Genomic DNA, 25937 nt, shown 5'->3' on the forward strand with positions numbered 1-25937 from the left:
GCGGGGTGTCAGTAGGCGAAGGTGAGGGGCTTGTCGGCGTCCTCGCCGGCGGACGGCCCGCGCAGCCGGGGATCCTTCTGCGGCGGCTGCTCCTCGACGTGGGCGCCGGCCCTGGCGTACTTGACCATCAGACGGACCTCGATGACGGCGAGCACCGCGTACAGGACGGTGAACCCGATCAGCGTGGTGAGCATGTCCGCGGTGCTCACCCCCGGGGAGACGGCGGCCGAGGTGCGCAGCAGGCCGTAGACGGCCCAGGGCTGGCGGCCCTGCTCGGTGAAGATCCAGCCGAAGGAGTTGGCGATCAGCGGGAAGCCCATCGTGAGGGTCGCGGTGAGCCAGGCCCACGTGGTGAGGAACGGACCGAGGGCCCGGTTCCGGGTGAGCATGAGGTAGGGGACCTCTGCCGGCTCGGTGACGTAGGCGGGGCTGATCCAGCGCCGGTTGCGGGTGAGCCACAGCCCGGCGACGCCGATGGCGAACGAGGCCATCCCGAAGATGATCATGAAGCGGTAGGACCAGTACTCCACGTCCACATGGGGCAGGTAGTCGCCGGGCGAGCCGCCGTACCTGGCCGCCATCGCGGCGGCCGCGTTGTTCATGCCGGTCACCGGCGCATGGACGTCGTGGTGGGCGAGGAAGGACAGCACGTAAGGGATCTTGATGTCGAGGTCCCCCACGGCCAGCAACGAGAACGGCGCGTTCGCCGTGGTGTTCCACAGCCCCTCACCGGCGGCCATCTTCATCGGCTGCTGGTCGATCATGAGCTGGCCCAGGCTGTCCGCGTCGACCAGGGTGGCCAGACCGGCCACGGCCAGCACCCCCAGGCCAAGACGCAGCGAACTGCGCATGACCCGGACCTGCCCGCTGTCCACCACCCCGCCCGCGGCCTGAGCGCGCCGAGCGCGCCGCAGATGGAAGGCCGCGACGCCGGCCACGAACGCGCCGCCGGTGACGAACGAGGCGGTCAGCGCGTGCAGCCCGCCCAGCACCGTCATGGCCTGGAAGAGCATCCCGGGGAAGTCGGTCAGCCTCGGCCGGCCGTGGTCCATCACATAGCCGACCGGGTGCTGCATCCAGGAGTTCGCCGCCAGGATGAAGTACGCCGACAGAACCGTGCCCAGCGACACCATCCAGATACAGAAACAGTGCACCCTGCGCGGCAGCCTGTCCCAGCCGAACATCCACAGGCCGATGAACACGGACTCGAAGAAGAAGGCGACGATCGCCTCCATCGCCAACGGCACCCCGAAGACGTCCCCCACGAACCGCGAGTACGCCGACCAGTTCATGCCGAACTGGAACTCCTGCACGAGGCCGGTGACCACCCCCATCGCCATGTTGATCAGGAAGAGCTTCCCCCAGAACTTCGTGGCATGGAAGTACTTCTCCTCGCCCGTGCGCACCCACGCCGTCTCCAGGCCGGCGGTGATCCCGGCCAGACTGATCGTCAGAGGCACGAACAAGTAGTGATAGACAGTGGTGATCCCGAACTGCCAGCGGGCTATCGTGTCGGGCGCCATGACCAGGTATGGCCTCTCTGTCCGGGGCTGCGAAGCCCGACTTTGTGAATGTGAGTACATTCACAAAGCTTCCGAAAAATTAAAGACCCTCCCGGGTCACGACTGCCCTACGGTTCTCGCACGAGTGCCTGAGGCGCATCGGCCGACACAGACTCTCCAACCCCGTCTGCATCTTTCGCGCACCTTCGCGATCCGCCGTTCAGGACGGCGCCCGCGCTCCAACCGACGTGCGCGCCAGGCCTCCGCCCCTGCAGCAGCCCCCGACCCATGGCCTCGGCCAGGCCGCGGACCGCTACATCGGACTTGTCGAGGTGCAACGCGGTCTTGCGAGCCCGCAGCCGGCTCCGGGCGGCTTACACGAAGGCGCTCTGCCCGGTGATCGCCTTGCCGACGATCAGGGTCTGCATCTCGCGGGTGCCCTCGTAGGAGTAGAGCGCCTCGGCGTCGGAGAAGAGCCTCGCGATGTCGTAGTCCAGCACGATGCCGTTGCCGCCGAAGATCTCTCGGGCCCAGGCGACGACCTCGCGCATCCGCGACGAGACGAAGGCCTTGGCCAGCGCCGAGTCCTGGTCACGGAAGATCCCGGCTTCCTGCAGCCGGGCGAGCTGCACCAGCAAGCCCCACGACGCGGTGATGTTGCCCAGGCTCTTCACGAGCAGGTCCTGCACCATCTGGAACCCGCCGATCGGGCGGCCGAACTGCTTGCGCTCCTTGGCATAGTCCAACGCGAGTTCGTAGGCGCCGATCATCACGCCGAGCGACATCCAGGCGACGCCGGCGCGGGTGAAGCGCAGGATCTCCCCGGCATCCCGGAAGGAGTTGATGTTCTGCAGCCGGTTCGCCTCCGGCACACGGACGTCGCTCAGGGTGATCTGTGCGTTCTGCACGATCCGCAGCGCGATCTTGCCCTCGATCTTCTCCGGCTTGAACCCGGGCGTGCCCTTCTCGACCACAAAGGCCTTGACCTGGTTGTCGTCGACGTCCCGCGCATACACCACGACGTAGTCGGCGAAGGTCGCGTTGCCGATCCACCGCTTCTCACCGTTGAGGACCCAGGTGCCGCCCTCGCGCTTGGCGGTGGTGCGCATGCCGCCCGCGACATCGGAGCCGCCCAGCACCTCGGTCAGGGCGAACGCGCCGACCTTGTCCAACGCGGCCATCGAAGGCAGAAACCGCTCGCGCTGCTCCTCGTTGCCGCCCGCGTAAATGGAGTAGAACCCGAGTCCGTTGTGGACGCCGAAGAACGTGCAGACAGAGGCGTCGGTGCGGGCTATCTCCATGCTCAGCATGCCACCGAGCAGATGGCTGACCGCCGGCTTGTGCTCACCGTAGCCCTCGTAGGGCAGGGCGACCAGGCCGCTGTCTCGGAACTTCTCGATCAGCTCCATCGGGAACTCGGCCTTGGCCCAGTTCTCGTTGACCAGGGGCTTGATCTCGTCGCGCATGAAGGTACGAGCCTTCAGCAGGATCTTGCGTTCGTCGTCGGAGAGCAGCGACTCGTAGTTGTAGAAATCGGCGCTGAGCTGGTCTTCCAGCGGGCCCACGGTACTCATTTCAGTTGCTCTCCTTGTCGTTGCGTACCTGCTGCAGCGCGGACAGCACGGCGAGTTGCTTGCGGTCGCGCAGTTGGCTGAGTTCAGCGGAAGGGGTGGCGCCGTAGGCCTTCTCGACGGCCTGGATGACCTTTTCCTCGATCTCGGGGTCCTGCGAGGGCTCGCCGACGGTGACGAGCTTGTCCATGGACTTGCCGATGTGGGTGGTGATGTGGCGGTAGCCGCCGGGGCCGCCGCCGAGGTGCTGGCCGAGGAAGAGTCCGACGGTGGCCCAGCGGATGCCGAGGGAGTTGGTCAGAACCTTGTCGATGTCCTCCGGGGTCACCACGCCCTGCTGGACGAGGTAGGTGGCCTCGCGGCCGACCACGTACTGCAGGCGGTTGCCGACGAAGCCGGGAACCTCCTTGCGCAGGACGACGGGCGTGCGGCCGAGGCTCTCATAGAACTCCACCGCCGCCTGGACGGCGTCCTCACTTGTGCGCTCGCCGGGAACGACCTCGACGAGGGGCATCTGGTGAGGCGGGTTGAACGGGTGGCCGATCAGGATCCGGCCCGCGTCCTCGATCTCCTTGGTGAACGCGGTCGCCGGGATCGCGGAGGAGGAGCTGAGCAGCAGCGCGTGCTTCGGGGCCTCGCGGACCAGGGTCGTGAACAGGTCCTTCTTGAACTCGACCTTCTCCGGGCCGTTCTCCTGGACGACATCGGCGTCGCGGACCGCGTCGGTGACGTCGGAGGCGATCTGGACGCGGTCGGCGAGACCGTCCACGTTCAGTCCCTGGGCAGCCAGGTGCGGGGCGAACTCGGCCAGCGCGGCGGACACGGCGTCGGCGAGATCCGGCCGCGGGTCGCTCACCCGGACCGTCAGCCCGTGGCCGGCGAACAGCGCCGCCCAGGACAGACCGATGGTGCCCGCGCCGATCACGGCAGCGGTGTTGAACGACCGGCTCATCGCACACCCTCCAGGTAGTCGAAGACCGGCTTGGGCCCGGCGAGGGTCAGGTCGGTGTTGATGTGGCTGGCGGAGACGACCTCCAGCACGGGCAGGTCGGCCAGCGGCGCGAGAGCGTGCTGGAACAGCTGCAGCCGGGCGGGACCGGTGTAGGCCTCCTTGACCACGATGTCGGTGATCTGGGTGCGGACCAGTTCCTGCACGCGCGGGGTGCCGTCGTAGCCCGGGATGATCTTGAGCATGAAGGTCGGCGCGGTGATCTGCGCCTCGGCCTCGCGCTTGTCGAGGTCGTAGTGCTTGTAGCCCATGGTCGCGGTGGCCACCCGGAGCGTGCCGAAGTCGATGGTGCCCACCAGCGCGGGGCCGTCGACGTACAGCTTCGGCGTGCCGATGACCTTCGGGTAGGCGCTGATCTCCCGGCCGGCCGCGGTCGCCGGGAAGTTGTCGAGGTACATCGAGTGCAGGTACTCGCCCCGCTCCCCCTCGAAGGAGACCGGGATCACCAGGCCGCCCTCGGTGTAGGGGCCATAGGCGGTGACCTCGTTCATCTTCATGATCTCGAACCGGACCAGCGGCTCTTCGATCTGCAGCGGCTCGGGAACGACAGCGCGCAGCGCGTCGGCGTCGGTGCGGTAGACGATGTTGAGGTACTCGCGGTCGGTGAACCGGGCCACCACCGGCGCATACGCCGGGTTGCTCAGCGGGGTGTTCACCTGGCGTCGGACATCTTCGATCTTCATGGTTACTTTCCGATCCACTTCGGGGCGCGCCGCTCGGCGAAGGCGGTCATGCCCTCGCGGACATCGGCCGAATTCATCAGATCGCCCATCACCTTGCGCTGCGCGGCGAACGCGTCGGCCTCCGGCCGACCGTCAGCGGCCCGCACGAGCTCCTTCACCGCGGCCAGCGCGAGCGGGGCGTTCTGCACGAGTTGTTCCGCGAGCTCCAGCGCGACGGTCACGGCCTCGCCGCTGTTGGCGACCCGGTTGACCAGGCCCAGCTCCGCGGCGTGACGACCGCTGACCGGCTCTCCCGTCAGCAGGAACTCCATCGCCAGGTGGTAGGGGATCCGCTTGGGCAGCCGGATCACGCCGCCGCCCGCGGCGATCAGTCCGCGCTTGACCTCGGGCAGGCCGAACTTCGCGTCTCCGGCGGCGACGATCAGGTCGCAGCCCAGCGCCAGTTCGAACCCTCCGCCCATGGCGAAGCCCTCGACGGCGGCGATCAGTGGCTTGGCCAGCTTGGCCTCGGTCAGTCCGCCGAACCCGCGGCCTTCGACCTCCGGCGACTCGCCCTTCAGGGCGGCCTTGAGGTCCATACCGGCACAGAAGGTGCCCCCCGCCCCTGTCAGGACGCCGACGCGCAGTGCGGGGTCGGATTCCAGCTCGTCCAGCGCGGCGGCCAAGCCGGCGGCGACCGCCGCGTTCACGGCGTTGCGGGCCTTGGGTCGGTCGATCGTGATCAGCAGGGTCGAGCCGACCCGCTCGGTACGCACTTCGATGGTGCTCATGGCTGTCTTCATTCCTGTGCTTCAGCTGGCGAGTTCCGCGAGGACGTCGGCGGTGTCCTGGCCCGGCAGGGGGGCCGGGCGGCGGATGGAGCCGGGGGTCGCGGAGAACCTGACCGGGATGCCGATCTGGTGGATCGCGCCTTCGGTGGGATGCTCCACGGTGTCCAGGAGGTGGCCCGCGCGGACGTAGTCGTCCTCGTGCGCGTGCTCCAGTTCCAGCACCGGTCCGAACGGGATGCTGTGCTTGGCGCACACCTCCGCCCACTCGTCCGTGGTAAGCGCCGTCGAGACCTCGTCGACCAGGTCGTAGAGGTCGTTGTCGATGAGGTTGAAGTCCTCGGTGTTCACACGCGGGTCGGCGGCCAGGTCGGGCCGTCCCGCGGCGTTGAAGGCGTCGCGGTAGTTCTGCGCGCTGTAGGGCATCACGCAGGCCAGCCCGTCCTTGGTACGGCGCGCCTTGTGCCCCGGGAGCATCGACAGCGGGAACCCGGTGGGGCCCTCGGCCGGCTCGTAGACATGCCCGGCCAGGTGCTCGACCAGGTTGAACGCGATCATCGCGTCCGTCATCGGGATCTCGATGTGCTGGCCCTGCCCGGTCGCACCGCGGTGCACCAGGGCGGCCAGCACGCTGTAGAGGATGGTCAGCCCGGCGACCTTGTCCGCCAGGATCGACGGCAGGATCACCGGCGTGCCCAGCGCGCGGTCGGCGATGTCGACCAGACCGGAGGCCGCCTGCACCGTCTCGTCGTAGGCGGCATTACCCGCCCGGTCCGAGTCACTGCGGAAACCCTGCGCGTGCGCGTAGACCAGACCTGGATTGCGGGCGGCAAGGTCCTCGTAGGACATGCCCAGCTTGGCCAGGGCCTTGGGACGCATGTTGACGATCACCACATCCGCGCCGTCGATCAGCTTCAAAGCCTGCTCGTGCTCGCCCGGGTCCTTCAGATTGAGGGCCACACTGCGCTTGTTGCGGTTCACGTTCAGGTGCAGCGACGTCATACCCGGCGTGGTCCGGTACGGACCCATCCGGATCGTGTCCGCGGGGGACTCGATCTTGATCACGTCCGCGCCCAGGTCACCCAGGATCTGCGCCGCGTACGGGCCCATCACCACGGTCGACAGGTCGATCACCCGCACACCGTGCAACGGTCCCGCGACAGTTGTGTCCGCCATCATTCGTCCTTTCGGGCTGATTCATTGCTCGATAGAGACGCTAATAGCCGGCGACGGAGAGCGGAATTATCATATGGCGAACAATTTTGTGACCACAGCGGTCATAGAATTTCCCGACCCCATTTCTAACCGTCACACCTCGAGGGGCTCGGAGAACACCTCACAGGCCGTCCTGACAAGTTCACCCAGGTCACCATCGCCAGCACGGTCACTCCGCCAGGTCAAAACCGTGTCCAAACGCGGATCAAAATCCGTGAACGGCAACACCTTCACATTCTCCAGATGATAACCCTGCATAGGACTTTCCAAATCAAGCATGGAAATGGAGAAAGCCATGCCGTTGGAAATTACTTCGGAGATTCCGGCATAGCCGACATCATTCAGTTTCACCCGTTCCCTGATCCCCCGCCCGGACAACTCATGGTCAATCTGGTCGAAGTACGCGGGCTTGAGCTCACCGGGCGGAGGGACGTAGGGGACGTTTGTCAGCTCGGCCAGCGAGACCGAGTCCCGCCCGGCGAACCGGTCGGCCGGCACGACCGCGCCAAGCTGCTCCGACATAACGAGCAATTGGTCGAGCGCGGGGTCTCTGACCGGGAGCCGGGCAAGTGTCAACGCGAGCTTGCCCTCGTGCACCGCGGCGACCAGAGCGGGGGTGACGCCGGGCCAGCGCTGGATTTCGTACCGCTCGTGAACTCGCTCGATAAGCGTATTGATGCGTGCCCGCAGCTTGAAGTGCACTCCGGGAGGCAGGCCGAGGAGCGCGACGCTGCGCTGGGGCCGACGGGCTTCACGCAGCCGCCAGGGTATGGAATTGACCTGCTCGAGCACGTCCCGTGCGATGGGCAGCAGTGCCGTGCCGGCCGGGGTGAGCGTGACGTGGCGCGTGTCACGGTCGAACAGCGGGTCCCCGAGCTCGCGCTCGAGATCCCTTATCCGCTGGCTCAGCGGCGAGGTCGCCATGTGCAGCCGACGAGCTGCGGCAGAGAAGTTCAGTTCCTCGGCAACTGCGACAAAGTAACGCAAGTGAAGCATTTCCACCTGATAAACAATAGCCTGTGCTTGCCGCCACGGAACCGAGGAGGTCACGTCATGCGCTGGTGGTCAGCCCTTGTCGCGAAGGGGCGTGACGGGCTACGAGTTCAGCGCGCTTCGCCGCTCCGTGGTCGATCGCACGGGCCGTCCTCGCCATGCTGCTCGCCGCTCTGCTCGGCGTGCTGCTGGACGACCCGATCGCCGGGGCGATGGCCAGCGCCGGCACCCTCGTCTGCGGGATCGGTACGCTGCTCAGCTCCCTGCGGCACCACCTGGTGAACGCGATGGCCATGGCCATCGCGTTCAGTGCCATGACCGTGCTCGGGGCATTTGTACATAACACCACCTGGCTTTTCCTGCTGCTGCTGAGCGTGGCGTCGTTCACCGCCGGCGCCTGGTGGGCACTCGGCGTTGCGCCCGGTATCCGTGCCTACCTGGCGGTCGTCGGGCTGATGATCACCGCTGACCTCTCCCCCAGTCTGAACACAAACCTGCAGCAGACCCGCACGCTGACAAATACGAATGTCAAGGTCGTCGGCGTCGGCGACGTAGGCGCTGACGGGCCGTCGTTTCCTGAGTTCAGCGAGGCTCCGATGACGGCGGCAGAAGCGAACAGGACCACGGCGACGACGCCCAGTGCTGCTTTCGGCGTAAGCCCTACGGTGGCCGTGCGGATGGGAGTGCGCGGCACGCGGATCCGACGGAGGCGGCCGTGCCGGTGCGGGGACGACCGGCGCGGGCAGGGGGCTGTGCTCTGCGGCTCGGCGAGGGCTGGAGTCTGCTGCGGCGCATGGAGCCAGTCGCTGCCTGCTCGGCGCTGAGTCGGTGCGGGGGGCCTTGGCAAGCAGGTGCAGCAGGTAGCAGGAGAGGGGCTGGGGTGTCTCGGGGCGCAGTTGGGCGGGCGACAGCGGGTGGCGTTGACATGCTGTTGCACGACGGCGATCGAGGTGGTGCCTTGGAACGGGGGCCGACCGGTGAGCAGTTCGTACACAACCTTGCGGTCATGCCAAAGCCGCGCCGGGTTGGCAGCTTGGGTCCTGTCAGGGCAGTGCCTCCTCGGGCGTCCTCCCTGTTGACTGCTCTGCCCAGACGGTCTTTCCCTGATCCCAGTAGCGGGTACCCCACTGGTCCGCGAGGGTGGCGACGATGAACAGTCCTCGGCCAGTCTCGTCGATGGTGCGGGCGTGTTTCGCGTGTGGAGCGCAGGTCGAGGCGTCGCTAACCTCGCTGGTCAGCATCTCGTCAAAGATCAGACGTAGTTGCAGGGGCGGAGCGCCGTAGCGGACCGCGTTGCCTACGAGTTCGCTGACGACGAGCTCATTGGTGAACGCAATCTCCTCGTCCACACCCCAGGCATCCAGTTGGCACCGGGCAGCCGCACGGGCGATCGGGGCGGCCTCGGGACCCGGCGGCAGGGAGAGGGCCAGCACCTGATCCGAGGGCAGCGCCTTCGTACGGGCGAGCAGCATCAGTGTCTCGTCGGGCGGGTGGCTGTGTGTGAGCGCATGCGTGATGTCGTCGCGCAGCTCGGGAAGACTCCGCTTGCTGCCGCGGTCCAGGAGCGGGCGCAGTGGACCTGCCAGGACCTTGTCTGCGAGTGGGGCCGTGGCCATGGCCAGAGTGGTGCCGTCGGGGAGGCTGACCGTGGTCGCGGGAAACGGGGCGCTGCCCGCTCCGGCGAGCAGGGGGCCTGGAGGCACGGCCACGGTGGATGAACTGCCGTCGGGGAAGAGAACGACTGGCTCCGGGAGACCGGCACGGGCAAGGGTGCAGGCGAGAGTGACCGGATCGTAGATCGCGATGGCGCAGCTGGCAGTGAGCGGCTCATGGCGCAGGGGATCCCCAGGGGGCAGTGCAGTACGTTCAGCTGCGAGACGGATCGCGGTGTCGCTCAACCGGGCCAGTAGCTCGTCGGGCCCCAGGTCCAGCGGGGCCAGTGAGTGGAGGGCCGTCCGAAGCTGTCCCATCGTGACCGCCGCGGCGACGCCTCGCCCAGCGACGTCGCCGACGACCAACGCGGTCCGTGCCCCGGGCAACGCGATCGCGTCGAACCATACGCCGCCACCCTCCGGACCGGGAAAGTGCAGTTGGCAGACCTCCACGGAGCTTGGCGTGGCTGGGCGCTGGGGCAGAAGCTTGCGCTGGACAGTCGCTGCGATGGTCCGCTCGCGGGTATACCGACGGGCGTTGTCGATGCAGAGAGCGGCGTGCGCGCATACGTCGGACGCGAGCTGGAGGTCCTCCTCCTCGAAGGGATCTTCTTGTTGGTGGCGGTAGAAGCTGACTGCGCCCAGGGCATGACCGCGCAGTGCCAGCGGTGCCACGATCAGAGAGTGGACATCGGACCGCCTGATGGAGTCCGCTCGGGCTGGGTCGGCGGCGAGCCACGCGCTGTCGGCGTCGATCGGGAGGAGCCGCGGGCGGAGGTCGGACAGTACGCGCGAGTAGGGGGTGCCGGACGGCAGCGGGCGCACGTCTCCCACCGGGTATGCCGAGATCCGTCCCCGGAAGGCTGTTCGGCGTAGGGGAACGTCCTGGTGGACGGGGACCGGTGGAGGGTCCTCACCGCGGACGACGTCGTCGATGACTTCGACGACGGCGATGCCGGTGAAGGCAGGCACTACGGCGTCCACCAGTTCTCGGCACACAGCCAGCACGTCCAGCCGCCCCACCCGTGCGCGGACCGCGTCCAAGAGGGCCAGGCGTTTCAGCGCGTTCTCACGCTCGGTGACGTCGACTGCGGACGCCACCAGACCGAGCACGTCCCCGTGGCCGTCTTCCAAGCGGGCGAAGGAGACGGAGTAGATGCGGCGTCTGTGCAGGCCAGGCGCCTCGCCGGCCCGGACGAGCAGGTTCAGTACCGGCACTCCGCTCTCCAAGACCCTGCGAGCCACCGCGAGCGTTTCGTCAGGGTCTTCGAGTTCGAACGCCTCGGTGAACCGCTTGCCGAGCAGGTCTGCCCCTAGCGTGTCGCGCAGCCAACGGGTGCCGGTGTTCATGCGGACCACGCGGAGTTGGCTGTCCAGGACGTGCAGTCCCACCGGGGACTGGGTGAACATGGCCCTCAAGACCGCCACGTCCTGCTGGGAAACGGCGTCCGCTGCAGCACGTACCTGCCAGACAACGGACGTGCCGCGCAACTCGGGCGTGACCAGTACCGGGGCTCCGTCAGAGAGGCTGCCTCGGCGCCCTCCGTCCCCCGCGTTGATCTCACGCATCAGCGCGAGGACGGACTGGCCGACGGCCTCCTCGGCGGACCATCCGAACAGCTCCTCAGCAAGACGCTGCCACTCGATCACCCGTCCGTCCTCAGCGATGGTCATGAGCACGTCGCGGTCAGGCATCGAAAACACCTCCCGCTCTCATCCCGGGTCCATGCGCCCCCGATCTGCGCAGTGCACCCCCTCCACCAGTTCAAGCGCGTGGCCGTACCCCGGCAACCCGACCCGGGTGCTTCACGCTGTCACGGCAGGCTGATCGAACTTCTGAAGAGGATGCCGCGAAAGCCGTCCGCCCCTAGTCCGCAGACGCCGGAGGCGCTGCTTCACAGCAGGTGCCGGCCCGCAGGCACTGCCGCCCGGGCGCTGCCCTGGGGTTCGACCCGCGAAACGCCGACACACCGGCTACTCCAGGCCGCGGTCCAGCAATCGCCACTGCACGGCGACCACTTTGCTGTTGTTAAGGCTCCGCTCAGCTCCCGCCCAAAGCTGATCCCCTGGTCACTGTGGGACTCGATGAACTCGAACGCCGCGCGAGTACCAACACCCGTTCCTTGATCACGCGGGGTATCAAGCCAACCGGTGATCAACTGTCCAGCTCACCCAGGAATTCCAGCAGTCTCGCATTGACCTCATCGGGATGGTCCTCGTCGATCCAGTGGCCGCAGCCGGGCAGGATGAGTGGCGGTCCGACGGTCGCTGGGAGCGCGCGCAGAGCGGGAATCAGTTGGTCCATCCCCAGGAACGCGTAGACCAGGTCTCGATGGCCGGTGCGGTAGCGAACCGGCACCTCGTACGGGGCTCCCTCCCATGGGGCGGTCGGTTGCCAGTTGCGGTGGAAGTTGCGATATCAGTTGAGAGCGCTGGTGAAGCCGGCTCCGGTGTACTCCGTCGCAAACGTATCGATGTCGGCTTCGGTAGCCAGGGGGAAGTTCCTCGGGGTCCTCGAAGAGGTCCAGGAATCCCTTGCCCAGCGTGTACGCGGCTTGACGGGCGGGCCGCTGCCCGCCCGTCAAGCCGCGTACACGCTGGGCCACGAGGTCGCCCGTCTTCGACGACCAGACGAAGGTCGACACCATGCGCGCCGACCGGGCGCGTTGGAACTCCGGTGCACGGCTCGACATCATCAACAGCCGTGACCACTTCTGGTGCATCCCGTCGTCCACTCCGTCGAACAGGTCACCCGCGACGGCAGACAGGTCGCCGTACTATCCCGCAGCGCGAACCCCTGCGTGGCAGGTATCGAATCATGCATAGAAAGTGTGATCAGAGCCTCTCACTCGGCTGCGACAATAGTGGATTGACAGCATGAATCTTACGAAATCGGAAGAATAACCCTTCTCGATGCGGGTCGGGTTGGCTCGCCGTGACATTCCTTGGACCGCGCATGGATGCTCGTCCGCGCGCCGCTGCGGTGCGCTCCCAGATGGTGGCCGGGTTCGGGGAGGGAGTAATGGTGGCGCGCGTCGCCGTCGCTGCCGCGCTCTCCTGGTGGATCGCGACCGCTCTGCTGCATTCCGATTCGGCCTCGCTGGCGCCCGCGGGTGCGATTTTGGGGGCTCAGGCGACGCCGTTCGCGACCGCGCGCAAGAGCCTGCAGCGTGCAGCCGGGATCGGTTTCGGTTCCCTGCTGGGCGTGGCAGCGGCCGCGTCGCTGGGTGTGAACACGGTGACGGTGCTGCTCGCCGTCCTGATCGGTTTGTACGCGGGGAAGCTGCTGCGGCTCGGGCCACAGATTCACCAGATCGCCTTGACCGCGGTGCTGGTGATGGGCACCGCCGAGCACTTCGGTTACGGTGCGACCCGGCTGGAGGACAACGTGGTGGGCGTCCTCATCGGCACCCTGGTCAGCCTTCTGTTGCCCGCACCTGGATTCATCCGGCGCGCGAACGAGGAACTGGCCGGCCTGACCCGGCAGATCGCTGACTTGCTGACCCAGGTGTCCGACCATCTCGCCGCAGGTGACTGGGCGGCGGGCAGCGGGCAGTGGGTCAGCCGTGCTCGGGAGCTGTCCAAGCGGCTGGAGTCGGTCCGTCAGGCGGTGCGCGACGCGGAGGACTCTATTCGGCTCCGCCCCGGCGCGGACAGGACCCGGCCCCGGATCAAGCGGCTTGCCGAGGCCACCCGCTGTCTGGACCACGTCGGGCACCAGGTCAGGGGTATCACCCGGGGCCTGTACAACCTGACCTTCCGTGAAGGCCGGCCGCAAGCCCTTCACGAGGACCAGCACGACAGCCCCCTGCTGCCCGAGCCCGCAAGCGCCCCGCCGGGTCTCGACCACGTCATCGCCGACCTCGCCGCCCTGCTCGGACAGCTGGCCGACGTCCACGCTCTGGAAGACGCATCCGCCCCGGACCTGCACCAGCAGCTCAGGGCTCTGCTCGGCGCCGCCGAGACCAGCTTCCTGCGCACTGCCCTCACCCAGTCGCCCGGCTATGCGGACTGGAAGGTGTTGTGCACCGCCGGCATCCTCGAAGACGTCCGCAAAATGATCCACGAACTCGACCCGGATGTCGGCCCTCATCGCGGCGCCTTCCATGTCTGAGCAGGCAGCGGTCGTCACCGACAGTCGCGGAGTGCGAGAGGCGACCGCAGGGTGAGGGATGTTCGGCAATGGTGCCGGAGTCGCCGACTACGTCTCCTTGGGATCCTGGGCGGGCTCGATTTCGGCGGGCGCAGGTGGCCAGACCTGCGGTGAGAGGACCCCTTTGACATAGGCGCGTGCCACCAGAGCCGTTCTGTTCGTGACTCCCCAGCGCCGGGACAGGCGTGCGAGGTGGTAGTTGACCCCGTCCGCGGTCAGGCCCACCTCGGTGGCGATACGGGCGCTCGTGAAACCGGCGGCCGCCAGGGCGAGGATGCGTGCCTCGATGTCGCTGGCCTGTCCGGGTGCGCTCGTCTGCGGGGCGGGCAGGTCGGCCGGTTCCTCGAAGGCTCGCAGAACCAGCAGCAGGTTGAGCGGACCGTCGGGCGCGGTGCCGATCACGTCGATGGTCAGCTCGCCGCGCCGTTCCGCACCCGCCGCCGGGCACCAGGTCACTTCGATCGGATACCGCGCCCTGCGGCGCAGCCGTAGTGCCTCCGCGAGGGGATCGAGCCGCCGCTGAGCCGTCGGGTGGAAGAGGTCCAGGGCGCGGCGCCCGACCAGGCGGCCGGCGAGTGTGCCCCACTCCGCGGCCATGGCGCGGTTGGCCGAGATGACGGTGCCCTCCGCGTCGCAGAAGGCGACGGGGAGCGGGATCCGGTCGAAGAGCGCGACGGCCTGGTTGCGCCAGAAGACCCCCTGGTCGCTGTCGGACGTCGGCGGGGTACGCGGCCCGTCGCCCGTTCGATGTTCAGGGGTGTCCATCCGATGCTCCCGCCGCGCTTACATGAGGTGTGGACGGATGGCAATCCGCGGTACACCGAAACCTCTACAAGACTTTGCAGCACTGGGGCGATACCGGGCATTCCAGCGGCGCGACGGTGGATGAGTAACGCTCCACCGGGGGCGACAGTCCCTCAATGATCAACTGCGGAGGGGTGGCTCCGGCAGCCGACCGCCCAGGGCCGCTACGCCGAGGACGTCTACGGCGGCTTCCCTCCATTTGCCCGCGCGGGGAAGGCCGGTCATCCCCCTTCCCCGCGTGGCTCACCGTCACCACCGCAAGACCCTCCCCACCACCGAAGATTCGAGGTCGATGCCATGGACACCATGCTTGCCGGGCGCCTCCACCTGGACACCCTGAAGTTCGCTGTCGAGGAGGTCCCGGTTCCCGTACCCGGGCCCGGAGAGGTGCTGATCCAGGTCAAGGCCGCCGGTGTGTGCCTGTCCGACGTCCACCTGATCGACGGCAGCCTCAAGCCCTTCCACCCCGTCGACACCGTCACCGTGGGCCACGAGGTCGCCGGCGTCGTCCACACCCTCGGCCCGGGCCTGCTCGGGAACTGGGCCCCGGGCACGCGCGTCGCCCTGCAGGCCGGCCAGCCGTGCGGCCACTGCGCCAACTGCACGCGCCGGCTGCGCCCCTGCCTGAAGAACCTCACCCGCGGCCTGGACTACGACGGAGGCTGGGCCCAGTACGCCCTGGCCCGGGAGGACACGCTGGCCCCGATCCCCGACAACCTGCCCTTCGACCAGGCTGCCATCATCCCCGACGCCGTCTCCACCCCCTACGCGGCGATCGTCGAGACCGGCCAGGTCCGCCCCGCCCAGGCCGTGGGCGTCTGGGGCGCGGGCGGTCTGGGCGTCCACGGCATCCGGCTCGCCCGGCTGGCCGGCGCCGCGCCGATCATCGCCGTCGACCCGCTGCCCAGCGCCCGCGAACGCGCGCTCGCCTTCGGCGCGGACCTCGCCCTCGACCCGGCCGCCCGCGACTTCACCGAAGCCGTCCACCAGGCCACCGCGGGCTGGGGCCTGGACGCGGCCTTCGACTTCGCCGGCGTTCCCGCCGTCCGCGAGCAAGCCGCTACCGTCCTCGCCCGCGGCGGGGTGCTGGTCCTGGCCGGCCTCACCCCGAAGCCGCTCACCATCACCGACAGCACCCGATTCAGCTTCCGCCGCAATGAGGTCCGCGGCCACTACGGATCCGGGCCCCAGTACGTCGAGCAGCTGATCCGCCTGGCCGCCACCGGCCGCCTCGACCTGGCACCCTCCATCACCGCACACATCCCCCTCGCCGACGCCGCCGACGCCGTCGCCCGGCTGGAGAGCAAAGAAGGAGACCCGATCCGCCTCGTGCTCATCCCGTAGCGGCCCGCCCGCTTCGGCTCGCCAGGGCAGTCACGAATCGCCGCCCTCCCGAGTCTCACGCGTCCGGCCGCCGCCACCGCGGAGTCCCGCCGGAGCCGGCCGCCCAGGGTCCGGCCTCTCTGCCCACCACCTTTTCTGCGAACGGAGCGACCTCGATGCGCCACAAGCGCTGCGTCAGCCATGCGAAGGGCCACCACCCCATCAAGCGCCTGACCGTCCGGCACACGGCGATCCACCTGCTCACCCCGTTGCTGATGTGCCTCGGCATGGGCCTGACCTACCTCGGTGCCTTCCACGCGCCGCAGGCCCACGCACACGGGCTGAAGGTCGCCGTGGTCGGCACCTCGGCACGCACTCACCTGCTGGCCCAGACGATCAAGGACAAGGCCGGTGACACCCTGGACGTCACGACAGTGCCCGACCGCGCCGCAGCACGGCACCGGATCATGGACAGGGACCTGGTCGGCGCGTACGTCCCGAGTGCCAAGCACCCGGAACTGCTGGTCGCCGAGGCCAACTCCAGTACCTCGGCCACCGCGGCCGAAGAGGTCTTCACCACGGTGGCCGCCAAGCAGCACGCCCCGCTGAAGGTCACCGACCTGTCGCGGCTGGCCGGCGGCGACCCCACCAACGAGAACCTCTTCTTCCTGCTGGTCGCGCTGAGCGTCGGGTCCTACGCCGGCGTCGCGGCCATCGTCGCGGCAGGAGCAGCGCTGTCGGTGTGGGGCCGGGCCGCCATGGGCATCGCCACCGCGCTGATGGTGAGCGCCATCGGGGCGGTACTGGCCGGTCCGGTCTTCGACATCGCCGACCACGACCTGTCCGAGGTGTGGGCCATGGCCCTGCTCTACTCGGCGGGGATTCTGACCGTCGGTATCGGCCTGCACACCTTCCTCAAGCGCCTGACGACGCTGGTCCTCATGGTGCTGTTCGTGATGCTCAACTTCACCAGCTGTGGCGGCATCTTCGAACCGGAGCTGCAGAACGGCTTCTTCGGCGCACTGCACGCCTTCTGGAACGGCGCCGGCTTCGTCGAGGGCGCGAGAAGCCTGCTCTACTTCGACTCGGTGGACCTGGGCGGCCGGATCCTCTCCCTGGTGCTCTGGCTGGTCGCGGGAGCGGTGTTGGTGGTTGCGGCCGCGGTGGCCGAGCGACGTGCCGCCCCTGACCCGATACCTGCCCACCCAGCGGCAGGCGAAGAGGACACCGAGGAGGAGATCGGCGAGGCCGTCGCCGCTTGACCGGGGCCCGGCTCGGTCACCCGCGCCTGCTCCGACACGACGTCCGCAACGGTGCCCGCCCTGACTCGTCAACGGCGGCTGTCCCACCGCCCGGTGAGGAAACGCAGCCGCCCCGTCAGGGGCCAGATCCCGGCCGACCCGTCACCGATCTGTCCGAAGAGCACGCCGGGTCCATGTGAAGACAGCCGGTGGCCGAACGCAGTAACTCTTCGGCCTGCGCTCACATGTGCCGGACCCGCACCCGCTGCCTACCTTGTGAACACGTGAAGCGCCCGCGATGCCGGTGAAGACGGAAAACGGTGTGCTGCACGCCCGCCCGCCGCCCGGCCCTGTCTCTTCCCGCCGGGGTGGTCGTAGGTCTTCGAGTTGTCGAGGTGAGGCAGATGCGTATCGGATACCTTCCCTGGCACCGGCCGTCCGGCGTGGACGATCCGGTCTGCATGCGCGACGACCGGGTCGAGCTGACGTACGCGGACGCAGCCCGCCGGGTCGACGCGGTCGCCGAGCAGTACGCCGCGCGGGGAATCGGCCCAGGTGACGTGGTGGCGATCATGCTGCCCAACCGGGTGGAGCTGCTGCTCGGACTGCTGGCCGCCTGGCGTCTCGGCGCCGCGGCGACGCCGGTCAACCCGGTGTTCACCCCGAACGAGGCCGGCTACCAGATCCGGGACTCGCAGGCCAAGCTGCTGGTCACCGCATCGGCACACGCGGACTACGCGGTACCCGTGCTAGCCGTCGACCAGCTGAGCACCCGGCCGACCGGCACGTTGCCCCCGCCCGCAGTCGGGCCGGACGACCTGGCCCTGCTGATCTACACCAGCGGCTCGACCGGCCGGCCCAAGGGTGTGCGGCTCGACCATGCGAACCTCGTGGCGATGGGCGTCTCGATCGCCGAGGCGATGAAGCTGCACCGCGACGACAGCTGTCTGCTGGTGCTGCCCCTGTTCCACGTCAACGGGATCCTGATCAGCTGCCTGGCACCGATGATGGTGGGCGCGCAGGTGACGATCCTGGCCCGGTTCGCTCCGGACACCTTCCTCGCGGCCCTCTCCCGTCACCACCCGACGTACTTCTCCGCCGTGCCGGCCATCTACGCGCGGCTGGCCGAGGTACCGGAGGAGCAACTGCCGGACATGTCGTCGGTGCGGTTCGCGGTGTGCGGGGCGGCCCCCGTGTCCAAGGAACTGCTGGACCGAAGCGAGTCCCGGTTCGGTTTTCCGATCATCGAGGGCTACGGCCTCACCGAGGGCTGCTGCGCGTCGACGGTCAACCCGCTGGACGGCATCCGCAAGCCGGGCACGGTGGGCGTCGCGCTGCCCGGCCAGCAGGTGCGCACCATGCGCCCGGACGGCTCTTTCGCCGGTGTCGGCGAGCCCGGCGAGGTCGTCGTCAAGGGCGCCAACGTCATGCGCGGCTACCTCGACCGGCCCGAGGCCACCGCGCAGGCCGTCGTGGACGGCTGGCTGCACACCGGTGATGTCGGCGTGCTCGACGCGGACGGCTACCTGACCCTGGTCGACCGCATCAAGGACATGATCATCCGTGGCGGCGAGAACGTGTACCCCAAGGAGATCGAGTCGGTGCTCTGCCGCCATCCCGCGGTGCTGGAGGCCGCCGTGGTCGGCATGCCGCACGAGGTGTACGGCGAGGTGCCGGTGGCCTACGTGGTCGCGTACGCCGAGGCGCACCCCGTCACCGCGGACGAGCTGCTCGGCCTGTGCCGGCAGAACCTCACCAAGGTCAAGCTCCCGGTTGCCGTCCACCTCGTGGACGAGCTGCCCCGCAACCCCGTCGGCAAGATCGACAAGCCCGCCCTGCGCAGGTCGCTGTCCGCACAGCCCGCCTAGAGCGCCCCGGGCGCCGACAAGGAGATGGCACTCATGGGATTCCTCAACCCCGACCTGCCCCAGGTGGAACCGCAGACCTTTCTCCGCGAGCCGTTGATGGAGCGGGTGAAGGTGTTGTCCCGCAACTGGGTCGAGCACGGTTTCGGTGCGCCGCGCATGGTTCACATGATCTACGTCGTGAAGCTGCTCGTCCTGTACGCGCTCGGCGGTGTGGTGGTGGCCACCGTGACGTCCGGGCTGCCGACGTTCTGGCACGTGTCGCAGTGGTGGGACCAGCCGGTCGTGTACCAGAAGCTGGTCCTGTGGACGGTGCTGCTGGAGACGATCGGCATCGCGGGCTCGTGGGGCCCGCTGGCCGGGCATGTCCGGCCCATGACCGGCGGCATCCTGTTCTACGCCCGGCCCGGCACCATCCGACTGCGACCGTGGAAGCGGGTCCCGTTCACCTCGGGCAATCGGCGTTCCGCCTTTGACATCGTGCTCTATCTGCTGCTGCTGACCGCCGTGATCGTCGCGCTGATCCGGCCGGGTGTGCACAGCGGCTCGCTGTCGGCGGCGCTGCCGGACAACGTCTCCGGACTGGTCGACCCGCGGCTGATCGTGCCGGTCATGGCGCTGCTGGTGCTGATCGGACTGCGGGACAAGACGGTGTTCCTCGCCGCCCGCGGCGAGCAGTACCTGCCGGCGCTGTTCTTCTTCTCCGTGCTGCCGTTCACCGACATGATCATCGCGCTGAAGCTGCTGATCGTGGTGGTGTGGGTGGGAGCGGGCTGCTCCAAGTTCGGCAAGCACTTCTCGAACGTGGTGCCACCGATGGTCAGCAACAGCCCCAGCATGCCGTTCCGGGCGGTCAAGCGCGCGCACTACCGCGACTACCCGCGGGATCTGCGGCCGTCGCGGTCCGCCGACCTGATGGCCCACGTCGGCGGCACCACCGTGGAGATCGTCCTGCCACTGGTGCTACTGGTGTCGCCATGGTGGCCACTGACCCTGTTCGCGGTCGCCGGCATGGTCGTCTTCCACGTGTTCATCGCCTCGACGTTCCCGCTGGCGGTGCCGCTGGAGTGGAACGTCCTGTTCGCCTACGCGGCGGTCTTCCTGTTCCTCGGCTTCCCCAGCTGGGACGGTTATGCCGTGACGGACATGTCGTCGCCGTGGCTGACCGCCGCGCTCGTCGCCGGACTGCTGCTCTTCCCGGTGCTGGGCAACCTGCGGCCGGACCTGGTGTCGTTCCTGCCCTCGATGCGACAGTACGCGGGCAACTGGGCCTCGGCGGTATGGGCGTTCAAGCCGGGAACGGAGGAAAAGCTGAACGCGGTCACCCGCTCGGCGCCCAACCTGGTCGACCAGTACGTGTCATTCGGCTACGAGCGGGACTGGGCCGAGGTGTGCATGCAACAGGTGATCGCCTGGCGGAGCATGCACAGCCAGGGACGGGGCCTGTTCTCCCTGCTGCTGCGGCACCTGCCCGACGCGGACACCCGAGTGGTGCGTGAGGGTGAGTTCTTGTGCAACTCGCTGATCGGATTCAACTTCGGCGACGGCCACCTGCACAACGAGGACCTGATCACCGCCGTACAGCAACAGGCCGGGTTCGAGCCGGGCGAACTGCTCGTGTTCTGGGTGGAGTCCCAGCCCGTCCACAGGAACTGCCAGGAGTACAAGGTGATCGACGCGGCGCTGGGCGTGATCGAGCGCGGCACCTGGAAGGTCGCCGACGCGGTCGCCGAGCAGCCGTGGCTGCCCAACGGGCCGATCCCGATCCGGGTCACCTGGTCGGCCCCGGCCGGCCCGGCCACCGACGCGCGGGAACACGGCCACGAGGTGCTGTCGTGAACAGGCAGCCGAAGAAAGCCGCGTACCGGGACGGCACCGCGAACGTGGTCGGCGGCGGACCCAACGGGCTGGCCGCCGGCGTGGCCCTGGCCCGCTCGGGCGTACAGGTCACCGTCTTCGAGGCGGCCGACGAGATCGGCGGCGGCGCTCGCTCCGGCGAGTCGCTGGTGCCCGGTCTGCTGCACGACCACTGCTCGGCGTTCCACCCGATGGCGGTCGGCTCGGCCTTCCTGAACAGCCTCGGCCTGGAGCGCTACGGCCTGGCATGGGCGTGGCCGGAGATCGACTGCGTGCACCCCCTCGACGGCGGCGACGCCGGTGTACTGCACCGGTCCATCGGCCAGACCGCCGCCGGGCTCGGTCCGGACGGCGGGCGTTGGCAGGCGCTGTTCGGCCGGTCGTCGGCGGAGTTCGACACGGTGAGCGAGGACATCATGCGACCCCTGCTGCATGTCCCGCGCCACCCGTTGGCACTGGCCCGGTTCGGGCTGCCCACGGTGCTGCCGGGCGCCACGCTGGCGCGGCTGTTCACCACCGAGCGGGCACGGGCGTTGTTCACCGGAGTTGCCGCCCACGGCTTCCGACCGCTGCACCACCCCATGACCTCGGCCATCGGGGTGGGCATCATCACCGCCGGACACCGCCACGGCTGGCCGGTCGCCGTCGGCGGTTCCGGCTCCCTCACCCGGGCGCTGGCCGCGCTGCTCACCGACCTCGGCGGCAAGATCGAGACGACCACCGCGATCGTGAACGCCTCACAACTGCCGCCGGCCGACGTGACCCTGTTCGACCTGGCGCCGGGCGCCGTCGCGGGGATCCTCGACCACCGACTGCCGGCCCGGGTCGCCCGTGCCTACCGCCGCTACCGGCACGGTCCGTCCGCGTTCAAGGTGGACTTCGCGGTGGAGGGCGGCGTGCCATGGACCAACGAGCAGGCCCGCCGCGCCGGCACCGTCCACCTGGGAGGGACCTGGGCCGAAGTGGCGGCGACGGAACGGGACATCCACGCCGGCCGGATGCCGGCCCGCCCGTTCGTCCTGGTCGGCCAGCAGTACCTGGCTGACCCGGGCCGTTCCGTGGGGGACGTCCATCCCCTGTGGACGTACGCGCATGTGCCGCACGGCTACACCGGGGACGTCACCGAGGCGATCACCGCCCAGATCGAGCACTTCGCCCCCGGCTTCCGCGACCGCGTCATCGCCAGGTCCACCAGCTCGCCCGCCTCGTTCGCCGCCTACAACGCCAATTACGTCGGCGGCGACATCATGACCGGTGCCAAGGACGTCCGGCAGCTGATCTTCGGGCCGCGCACCACGCTCTCGCCGTACGACACCGGCATTCCCGGTGTGTACCTGTGCTCGGCGGCCACCCCACCAGGGCCCGGCGCGCACGGCATGTGCGGTGCCAACGCGGCCGAGGCAGCGCTGAGACACCTGCGCCGCACCGGCTGAGCAGCCCAACGCGCCACGCGCAACGACAACCCGCCCCGCACAGGAACAGGAAACAGGAGGCCGCCATGGACCTCGCCACCGGATCGAGCACGGAACGCGGCACCGACTGCCTGTTGTTCCGCCAGGAGTTCACGCCGATGCAGCTGGACTACCTGCGGCGCACACGGGAGTTCGTCGAGCGCGAGGTGCCACCGATGATCAACGGCTATTGGGAACGGGCCGAGTTCCCCTGGCCGGTGGTGGAGAAACTGGGAGCGCTCGGCATCGTCGGGGACGGCATCGAGGGCTACGGCTGCCCCGAGATGGACCCGCTGTCCGCCGGCCTGATCCAGATGGAACTCAACCGCGGCGACGGCAGCATCGGCACGTTCGTCGGCGTACAGGCCGGCCTGACCATGCGCTCGATCGCGATGCTCGGCTCGGAGGAGCAGAAGTGGCTCTGGCTGCCGCGCCTGGCCCGGCTGGAGAAGCTCGGCGCGTTCGCGCTGACCGAGCCCGACCACGGCTCCGACGCGGTACGGCTGGCCACCTCCGCCCGCCGCGACGGCAGATCGTACGTGATCAACGGGCGCAAGACATGGATCGGCAACGCCAGCATCGCCGACGTCGTGGTGCTGTGGGCCCGTGACGAGTCCGACGGGCAGGTCAAGGGCTTCCTGGTGGAGAAAGGAACGCCCGGCTACCGAGCGCGCGTGCTCGATGGCAAGGGCGCCGTCCGTGCCGTGTGGCAGGCCGAGATCGAACTGACCGACCTGCGGGTACCGGCCGGCAACCGGCTGCCCGGCGCCCGGTCGTTCGCCGATACGACCGCCGTGCTGACCGCCACCCGGGCCGGGTGCGCGTGGGCCGCGCTCGGGCACGCGGTGGCCGGGTACGACGCCGCCCTCGCCCACGCCCGGCGCCGGACTCAGTTCGGCAAGCCGCTGGTCGGCTTCCAGCTGGTGCAGGACCGGCTGGTGAGGATGCTGGCCAAGGTCACGGCGATGCAGCTGTACTGCCGGCGGCTGGCCGACCTCGCGGCGCGGGGACGGATGGAGCCGACGCTCGCGGGCCTGGCCAAGGCGCACAACATCGGCGCGGCGCGGCAGGTGCTCACCGAGGCCCGCGATCTGCTCGGCGGCAACGGGACACTGCTCGACCACCACGTCATCCGGCACATGACCGACATCGAGGCCCTCCACACCTACGAGGGCACCGAGACGATCCAGAACCTGATCGTCGGCCGTGACATCACGGGCGTTTCGGCGTTCGTCTGAAACGCGTCCACCCCACACACTCCGTCCGAAGGGAAGCACGCCCATGAAAGCCGCCCGGACATGCCCTGGCCAGGCCGACCGTCCGCCCGTCGGGCTCGGCGAGGAACCCGGCGAGGTCGCCGGATCGCTGGACCTGATGCTCACCGACGCGGCGCTGGGCGTGAACCGCCGGTTCCTGCCCGGTGCCTCCACCGCCCGGTTCGCCGGCGGGCTGGTCCGCCACCCGCGGCAGGCGGCCCGCCGGGTGGGCACTCTGGCCGCCGAGTACGGCAGGATTGCCCGGGGCTCGTCGAACATCGCCCCGCCCGCGCGCGACCGCCGGTTCGCCGACCCGGCCTGGGCCCAGAACCCGTTGCTGCGCCGGGTCGTCCAGTCATATCTGGCGACGTCGACCATGGTCGAGGGGCTGGCGCAGGACGTGCCTCTGGATTGGCGGGACCGCGAGCGGGTCGCCTTCCTGGTGTCCAACCTGGTCGAGGCCGCGTCGCCGTCGAACAATCCGCTGCTGTCCCCGGTGGCGTGGAAGGCGGTGATCGACACCGGTGGCGTCAGCGCCGTACGCGGACTGCGCAACCTGCTCGGCGACCTGGCCCGAGCGCCCAGGGTGCCGGCCATGGTGCCGTCGGACGCCTACGAGGTCGGCGGCGACCTCGCCGTGACGCCCGGTGCGGTGGTGCTGCGCACGCCGATGTTCGAGCTGATCCAGTACCGGCCACGGACCGAGTCCGCGTACCCCACGCCCCTGCTGATCGTCCCGCCCACGATCAACAAGTTCTACGTGATGGACATCGCCCCGCAGCGCAGCATGATCGAGTACTTCGTCGGCCAGGGCCTGCAGGTCTTCGCCGTGTCCTGGCGCAACCCGGACGCCCGGCACAGCACATGGGGGCTGGACGCCTACGCGCAGGCCGTGATCGAAGCACTGGAGAGCACCCGGGCGGTCACCGGGTCCGAGTCGGCGCACCTGCTCGGCGCATGCTCGGGCGGCATCCTCTGCTCCATGGTGGCCGCACACCTCGCCGCCACCGACCGCCAGGACCGGCTGGCGTCACTCACCTTGCTCGTCACCCTCCTCGACCAGGCCAGGGCCGGCACCCCCGGGGCCATCGTGGACGAGAACACCGCCAAGGCGGCAGTGGCCGCATCGCGCTCACGCGGCTACCTGGACGGCAACCAACTGGCCGAGGTGTTCGCCTGGCTGCGCCCGAACGACCTGATCTGGAACTACTGGGTCAACAACTACCTGCAAGGCCGCAGGCCCGCGGCGTTCGACATCCTCTTCTGGAATGCCGACACCACCCGGATGCCGGCGAAGCTGCACCGCGACTTCGTCACGCTGGCCATGGCCAACGCGCTGACCCACCCGGGTGGCGCCACACTGCTCGGCGCCGAGATCGACCTCGGCCAGGTACTCGTCGACTCCTACGTGGTCGCCGGGAGCGCCGACCACATCTGTCCGTGGCGCAACTGCTATACCAGCACCCGACTACTGGGCGGGAAGAGCCGCTTCGTCCTCTCCACCAACGGGCACATCGCCGCGCTGGTCAACCCGCCGACCAACAGGAAGTCCAGCTACCAGGTCGCCGAGGACACCCCGGTCGACGCCGACGACTGGGCTGCGTCGGCGACCTCGGTGGCGGGCTCGTGGTGGCCGGACTACACCCGCTGGCTCGGTGACCGGTCCGGCCCGCCGGTACCAGTGTCGGAGTCGCTCGGTGGCGGGCGGTTGCGGGTCCTGGACGAGGCCCCCGGTAGCTACGTACTGGACCGTTGATGACCGGGCCCGTCCGCTTCGTCAGGGTCGGACGGCGGCGCCTGCGCGTCGCCGTACGTCCGGGCACCGATCCCGACCGACCGCCCCTGCTGCTGTGCAACGGCATCGGCGCGAGCCTGGACCTCCTCGACCCCTTCGTGGACGCACTCGACCCGGCGATCGAGGTGGTGCGGTTCGACCCACCCGGGGTCGGCGACTCGCCCCTGCCGCCGCTGCCCTGCTCTTTCCCCGCGCTGGCCCGGCTCGTCGGCCGACTGCTCGACGCGCTCGGCCACGACCGGTCCGACGTGCTCGGCGTCTCCTGGGGCGGCGGCCTCGCCCAGCAGTTCGCCCTCCAGAACCCGCGCCGCTGCCGGCGCCTGGTACTGGTGTCCACCGCGACCGGCTGGCTGATGGTGCCCGCCCGCCCGAAAGTGCTCGCGCACATGGCCACCCCGCGCCGGTACTGGGACGCCGACTACGCCCGCACCATCGCCGGCCACATCTACGGGGGTGCCCTGCGCGACCGGCCCGACCTTGTGCAGCAACTGCTCCTCGACCCCGAACGGGGGCTCACTGTCCGTGGCTACCTCTACCAGCTCGCCACGGGCGCGGGCTGGACCAGCACACCGTTCCTGCCACTGATCCGCCACCCCACACTCATCCTCGCCGGCGCCGACGACCCGATCATCCCGCCGGTCAACGCCCGTCTGATGGCCAGGCTGCTCCCGAACGCCCGGCTGCACGTACACCCCGACGGCCACCTCGGCCTGCTCACCAGGAAGGACGAGCTCGCCGGAATCATCGCCGACTTCCTCGCCGGCACCGCCGGGACGTAGACCCGCCGAGAACACCGGGGG

The 25937-nt window shown here is 69.0% G+C and carries 20 protein-coding genes; 10 read left to right on the plus strand and 10 right to left on the minus strand.

The genetic code is table 11. The features are described from left to right. Positions 1 to 8 precede the first annotated feature (8 nt). From ACZ4N4_RS17460 to ACZ4N4_RS17490, 7 genes are all read right to left on the minus strand, one after another. Positions 9 to 1523 carry a cytochrome ubiquinol oxidase subunit I gene (locus tag ACZ4N4_RS17460; RefSeq protein WP_467589370.1) on the minus strand — a complete coding sequence of 505 codons (1515 nt, stop codon included), beginning with the start codon at positions 1521 to 1523 and terminating at the stop codon, positions 9 to 11. 353 nt (positions 1524 to 1876) lie between these two features. After that, positions 1877 to 3076, minus strand: coding sequence for an acyl-CoA dehydrogenase family protein (locus ACZ4N4_RS17465; protein ID WP_467589372.1), 1200 nt, complete (start codon positions 3074 to 3076; stop codon positions 1877 to 1879). A gap of 1 nt (position 3077) precedes the next feature. Then, positions 3078 to 4025, minus strand: a complete 948-nt coding sequence (locus ACZ4N4_RS17470) for a 3-hydroxyacyl-CoA dehydrogenase NAD-binding domain-containing protein (protein WP_467589375.1) — start codon at positions 4023 to 4025, stop codon at positions 3078 to 3080. Then, complete coding sequence (locus tag ACZ4N4_RS17475) at positions 4022 to 4765, minus strand: acetoacetate decarboxylase (protein ID WP_467589378.1); 744 nt, start codon at positions 4763 to 4765, stop codon at positions 4022 to 4024. Before ACZ4N4_RS17475 ends, ACZ4N4_RS17470 begins: the two co-directional genes overlap by 4 nt. A 2-nt stretch (positions 4766 to 4767) precedes the next feature. After that, complete coding sequence (locus ACZ4N4_RS17480) at positions 4768 to 5535, minus strand: crotonase/enoyl-CoA hydratase family protein (protein WP_467589380.1); 768 nt, start codon at positions 5533 to 5535, stop codon at positions 4768 to 4770. A gap of 21 nt (positions 5536 to 5556) precedes the next feature. Further along, a complete protein-coding gene (locus ACZ4N4_RS17485; RefSeq protein WP_467589383.1) occupies positions 5557 to 6708 on the minus strand; it encodes a CaiB/BaiF CoA transferase family protein in 1152 nt (383 codons plus the stop codon). Between the two features lie 132 nt (positions 6709 to 6840). Next, a complete protein-coding gene (locus ACZ4N4_RS17490) occupies positions 6841 to 7743 on the minus strand; it encodes a LysR family transcriptional regulator (protein ID WP_467590607.1) in 903 nt (300 codons plus the stop codon). A 155-nt stretch (positions 7744 to 7898) separates the two neighbouring features. On the opposite strand from ACZ4N4_RS17490, the gene ACZ4N4_RS17495 reads away from it, so the two are divergent. Continuing rightward, positions 7899 to 8564: a hypothetical protein gene (locus ACZ4N4_RS17495; RefSeq protein WP_467589385.1), complete on the plus strand. Its 666-nt coding sequence runs from the start codon at positions 7899 to 7901 to the stop codon at positions 8562 to 8564. A 219-nt stretch (positions 8565 to 8783) separates the two neighbouring features. Here the strand turns inward: ACZ4N4_RS17495 and ACZ4N4_RS17500 are convergent, their stop codons facing one another. Further along, the gene (locus ACZ4N4_RS17500) at positions 8784 to 11087 is read right to left on the minus strand and encodes a SpoIIE family protein phosphatase (protein WP_467589388.1); all 2304 of its coding nucleotides are present in this window, start codon (positions 11085 to 11087) and stop codon (positions 8784 to 8786) included. Positions 11088 to 11547: 460 nt separating this feature from the next. Next, the gene (locus ACZ4N4_RS17505; RefSeq protein WP_467589391.1) at positions 11548 to 11751 is read right to left on the minus strand and encodes an alpha/beta fold hydrolase; all 204 of its coding nucleotides are present in this window, start codon (positions 11749 to 11751) and stop codon (positions 11548 to 11550) included. A 597-nt stretch (positions 11752 to 12348) separates the two neighbouring features. On the opposite strand from ACZ4N4_RS17505, the gene ACZ4N4_RS17510 reads away from it, so the two are divergent. Continuing rightward, the gene (locus ACZ4N4_RS17510; protein ID WP_467589394.1) at positions 12349 to 13506 is read left to right on the plus strand and encodes an FUSC family protein; all 1158 of its coding nucleotides are present in this window, start codon (positions 12349 to 12351) and stop codon (positions 13504 to 13506) included. Between the two features lie 87 nt (positions 13507 to 13593). On the opposite strand, the gene ACZ4N4_RS17515 is transcribed toward ACZ4N4_RS17510, so the two are convergent. Next, entirely contained in the window at positions 13594 to 14310 is a 717-nt protein-coding gene (locus ACZ4N4_RS17515; RefSeq protein ID WP_467589397.1) for a helix-turn-helix transcriptional regulator, read from the minus strand. Between the two features lie 336 nt (positions 14311 to 14646). Between ACZ4N4_RS17515 and ACZ4N4_RS17520 the strand changes: the two genes are divergently transcribed. From ACZ4N4_RS17520 to phaZ, 8 genes are all read left to right on the plus strand, one after another. Beyond that, positions 14647 to 15693, plus strand: coding sequence for a zinc-binding dehydrogenase (locus ACZ4N4_RS17520; protein WP_467589400.1), 1047 nt, complete (start codon positions 14647 to 14649; stop codon positions 15691 to 15693). Between the two features lie 155 nt (positions 15694 to 15848). Next, complete coding sequence (locus ACZ4N4_RS17525) at positions 15849 to 16934, plus strand: ABC-2 transporter permease (RefSeq protein WP_467589402.1); 1086 nt, start codon at positions 15849 to 15851, stop codon at positions 16932 to 16934. Between the two features lie 383 nt (positions 16935 to 17317). Beyond that, complete coding sequence (locus tag ACZ4N4_RS17530) at positions 17318 to 18781, plus strand: class I adenylate-forming enzyme family protein (protein WP_467589405.1); 1464 nt, start codon at positions 17318 to 17320, stop codon at positions 18779 to 18781. A gap of 24 nt (positions 18782 to 18805) precedes the next feature. Then, positions 18806 to 20617, plus strand: a complete 1812-nt coding sequence (locus ACZ4N4_RS17535) for a DUF3556 domain-containing protein (RefSeq protein WP_467589407.1) — start codon at positions 18806 to 18808, stop codon at positions 20615 to 20617. Then, positions 20614 to 22068 carry a phytoene desaturase family protein gene (locus tag ACZ4N4_RS17540; protein ID WP_467589410.1) on the plus strand — a complete coding sequence of 485 codons (1455 nt, stop codon included), beginning with the start codon at positions 20614 to 20616 and terminating at the stop codon, positions 22066 to 22068. The genes ACZ4N4_RS17535 and ACZ4N4_RS17540 overlap by 4 nt, the downstream gene beginning before the upstream one ends. A 65-nt stretch (positions 22069 to 22133) precedes the next feature. Next, positions 22134 to 23324, plus strand: coding sequence for an acyl-CoA dehydrogenase family protein (locus ACZ4N4_RS17545; RefSeq protein ID WP_467589412.1), 1191 nt, complete (start codon positions 22134 to 22136; stop codon positions 23322 to 23324). 43 nt (positions 23325 to 23367) lie between these two features. After that, positions 23368 to 25098 (plus strand): PHA/PHB synthase family protein, encoded by a 1731-nt coding sequence (locus ACZ4N4_RS17550; RefSeq protein ID WP_467589415.1) that lies wholly within the window; start codon positions 23368 to 23370, stop codon positions 25096 to 25098. Then, complete coding sequence (gene phaZ, locus ACZ4N4_RS17555; RefSeq protein WP_467589418.1) at positions 25098 to 25916, plus strand: poly(3-hydroxyalkanoate) depolymerase; 819 nt, start codon at positions 25098 to 25100, stop codon at positions 25914 to 25916. Before ACZ4N4_RS17550 ends, phaZ begins: the two co-directional genes overlap by 1 nt. Positions 25917 to 25937: the final 21 nt, after the last annotated feature.

This window comes from Streptomyces sp. NPDC026538, assembly GCF_055567535.1.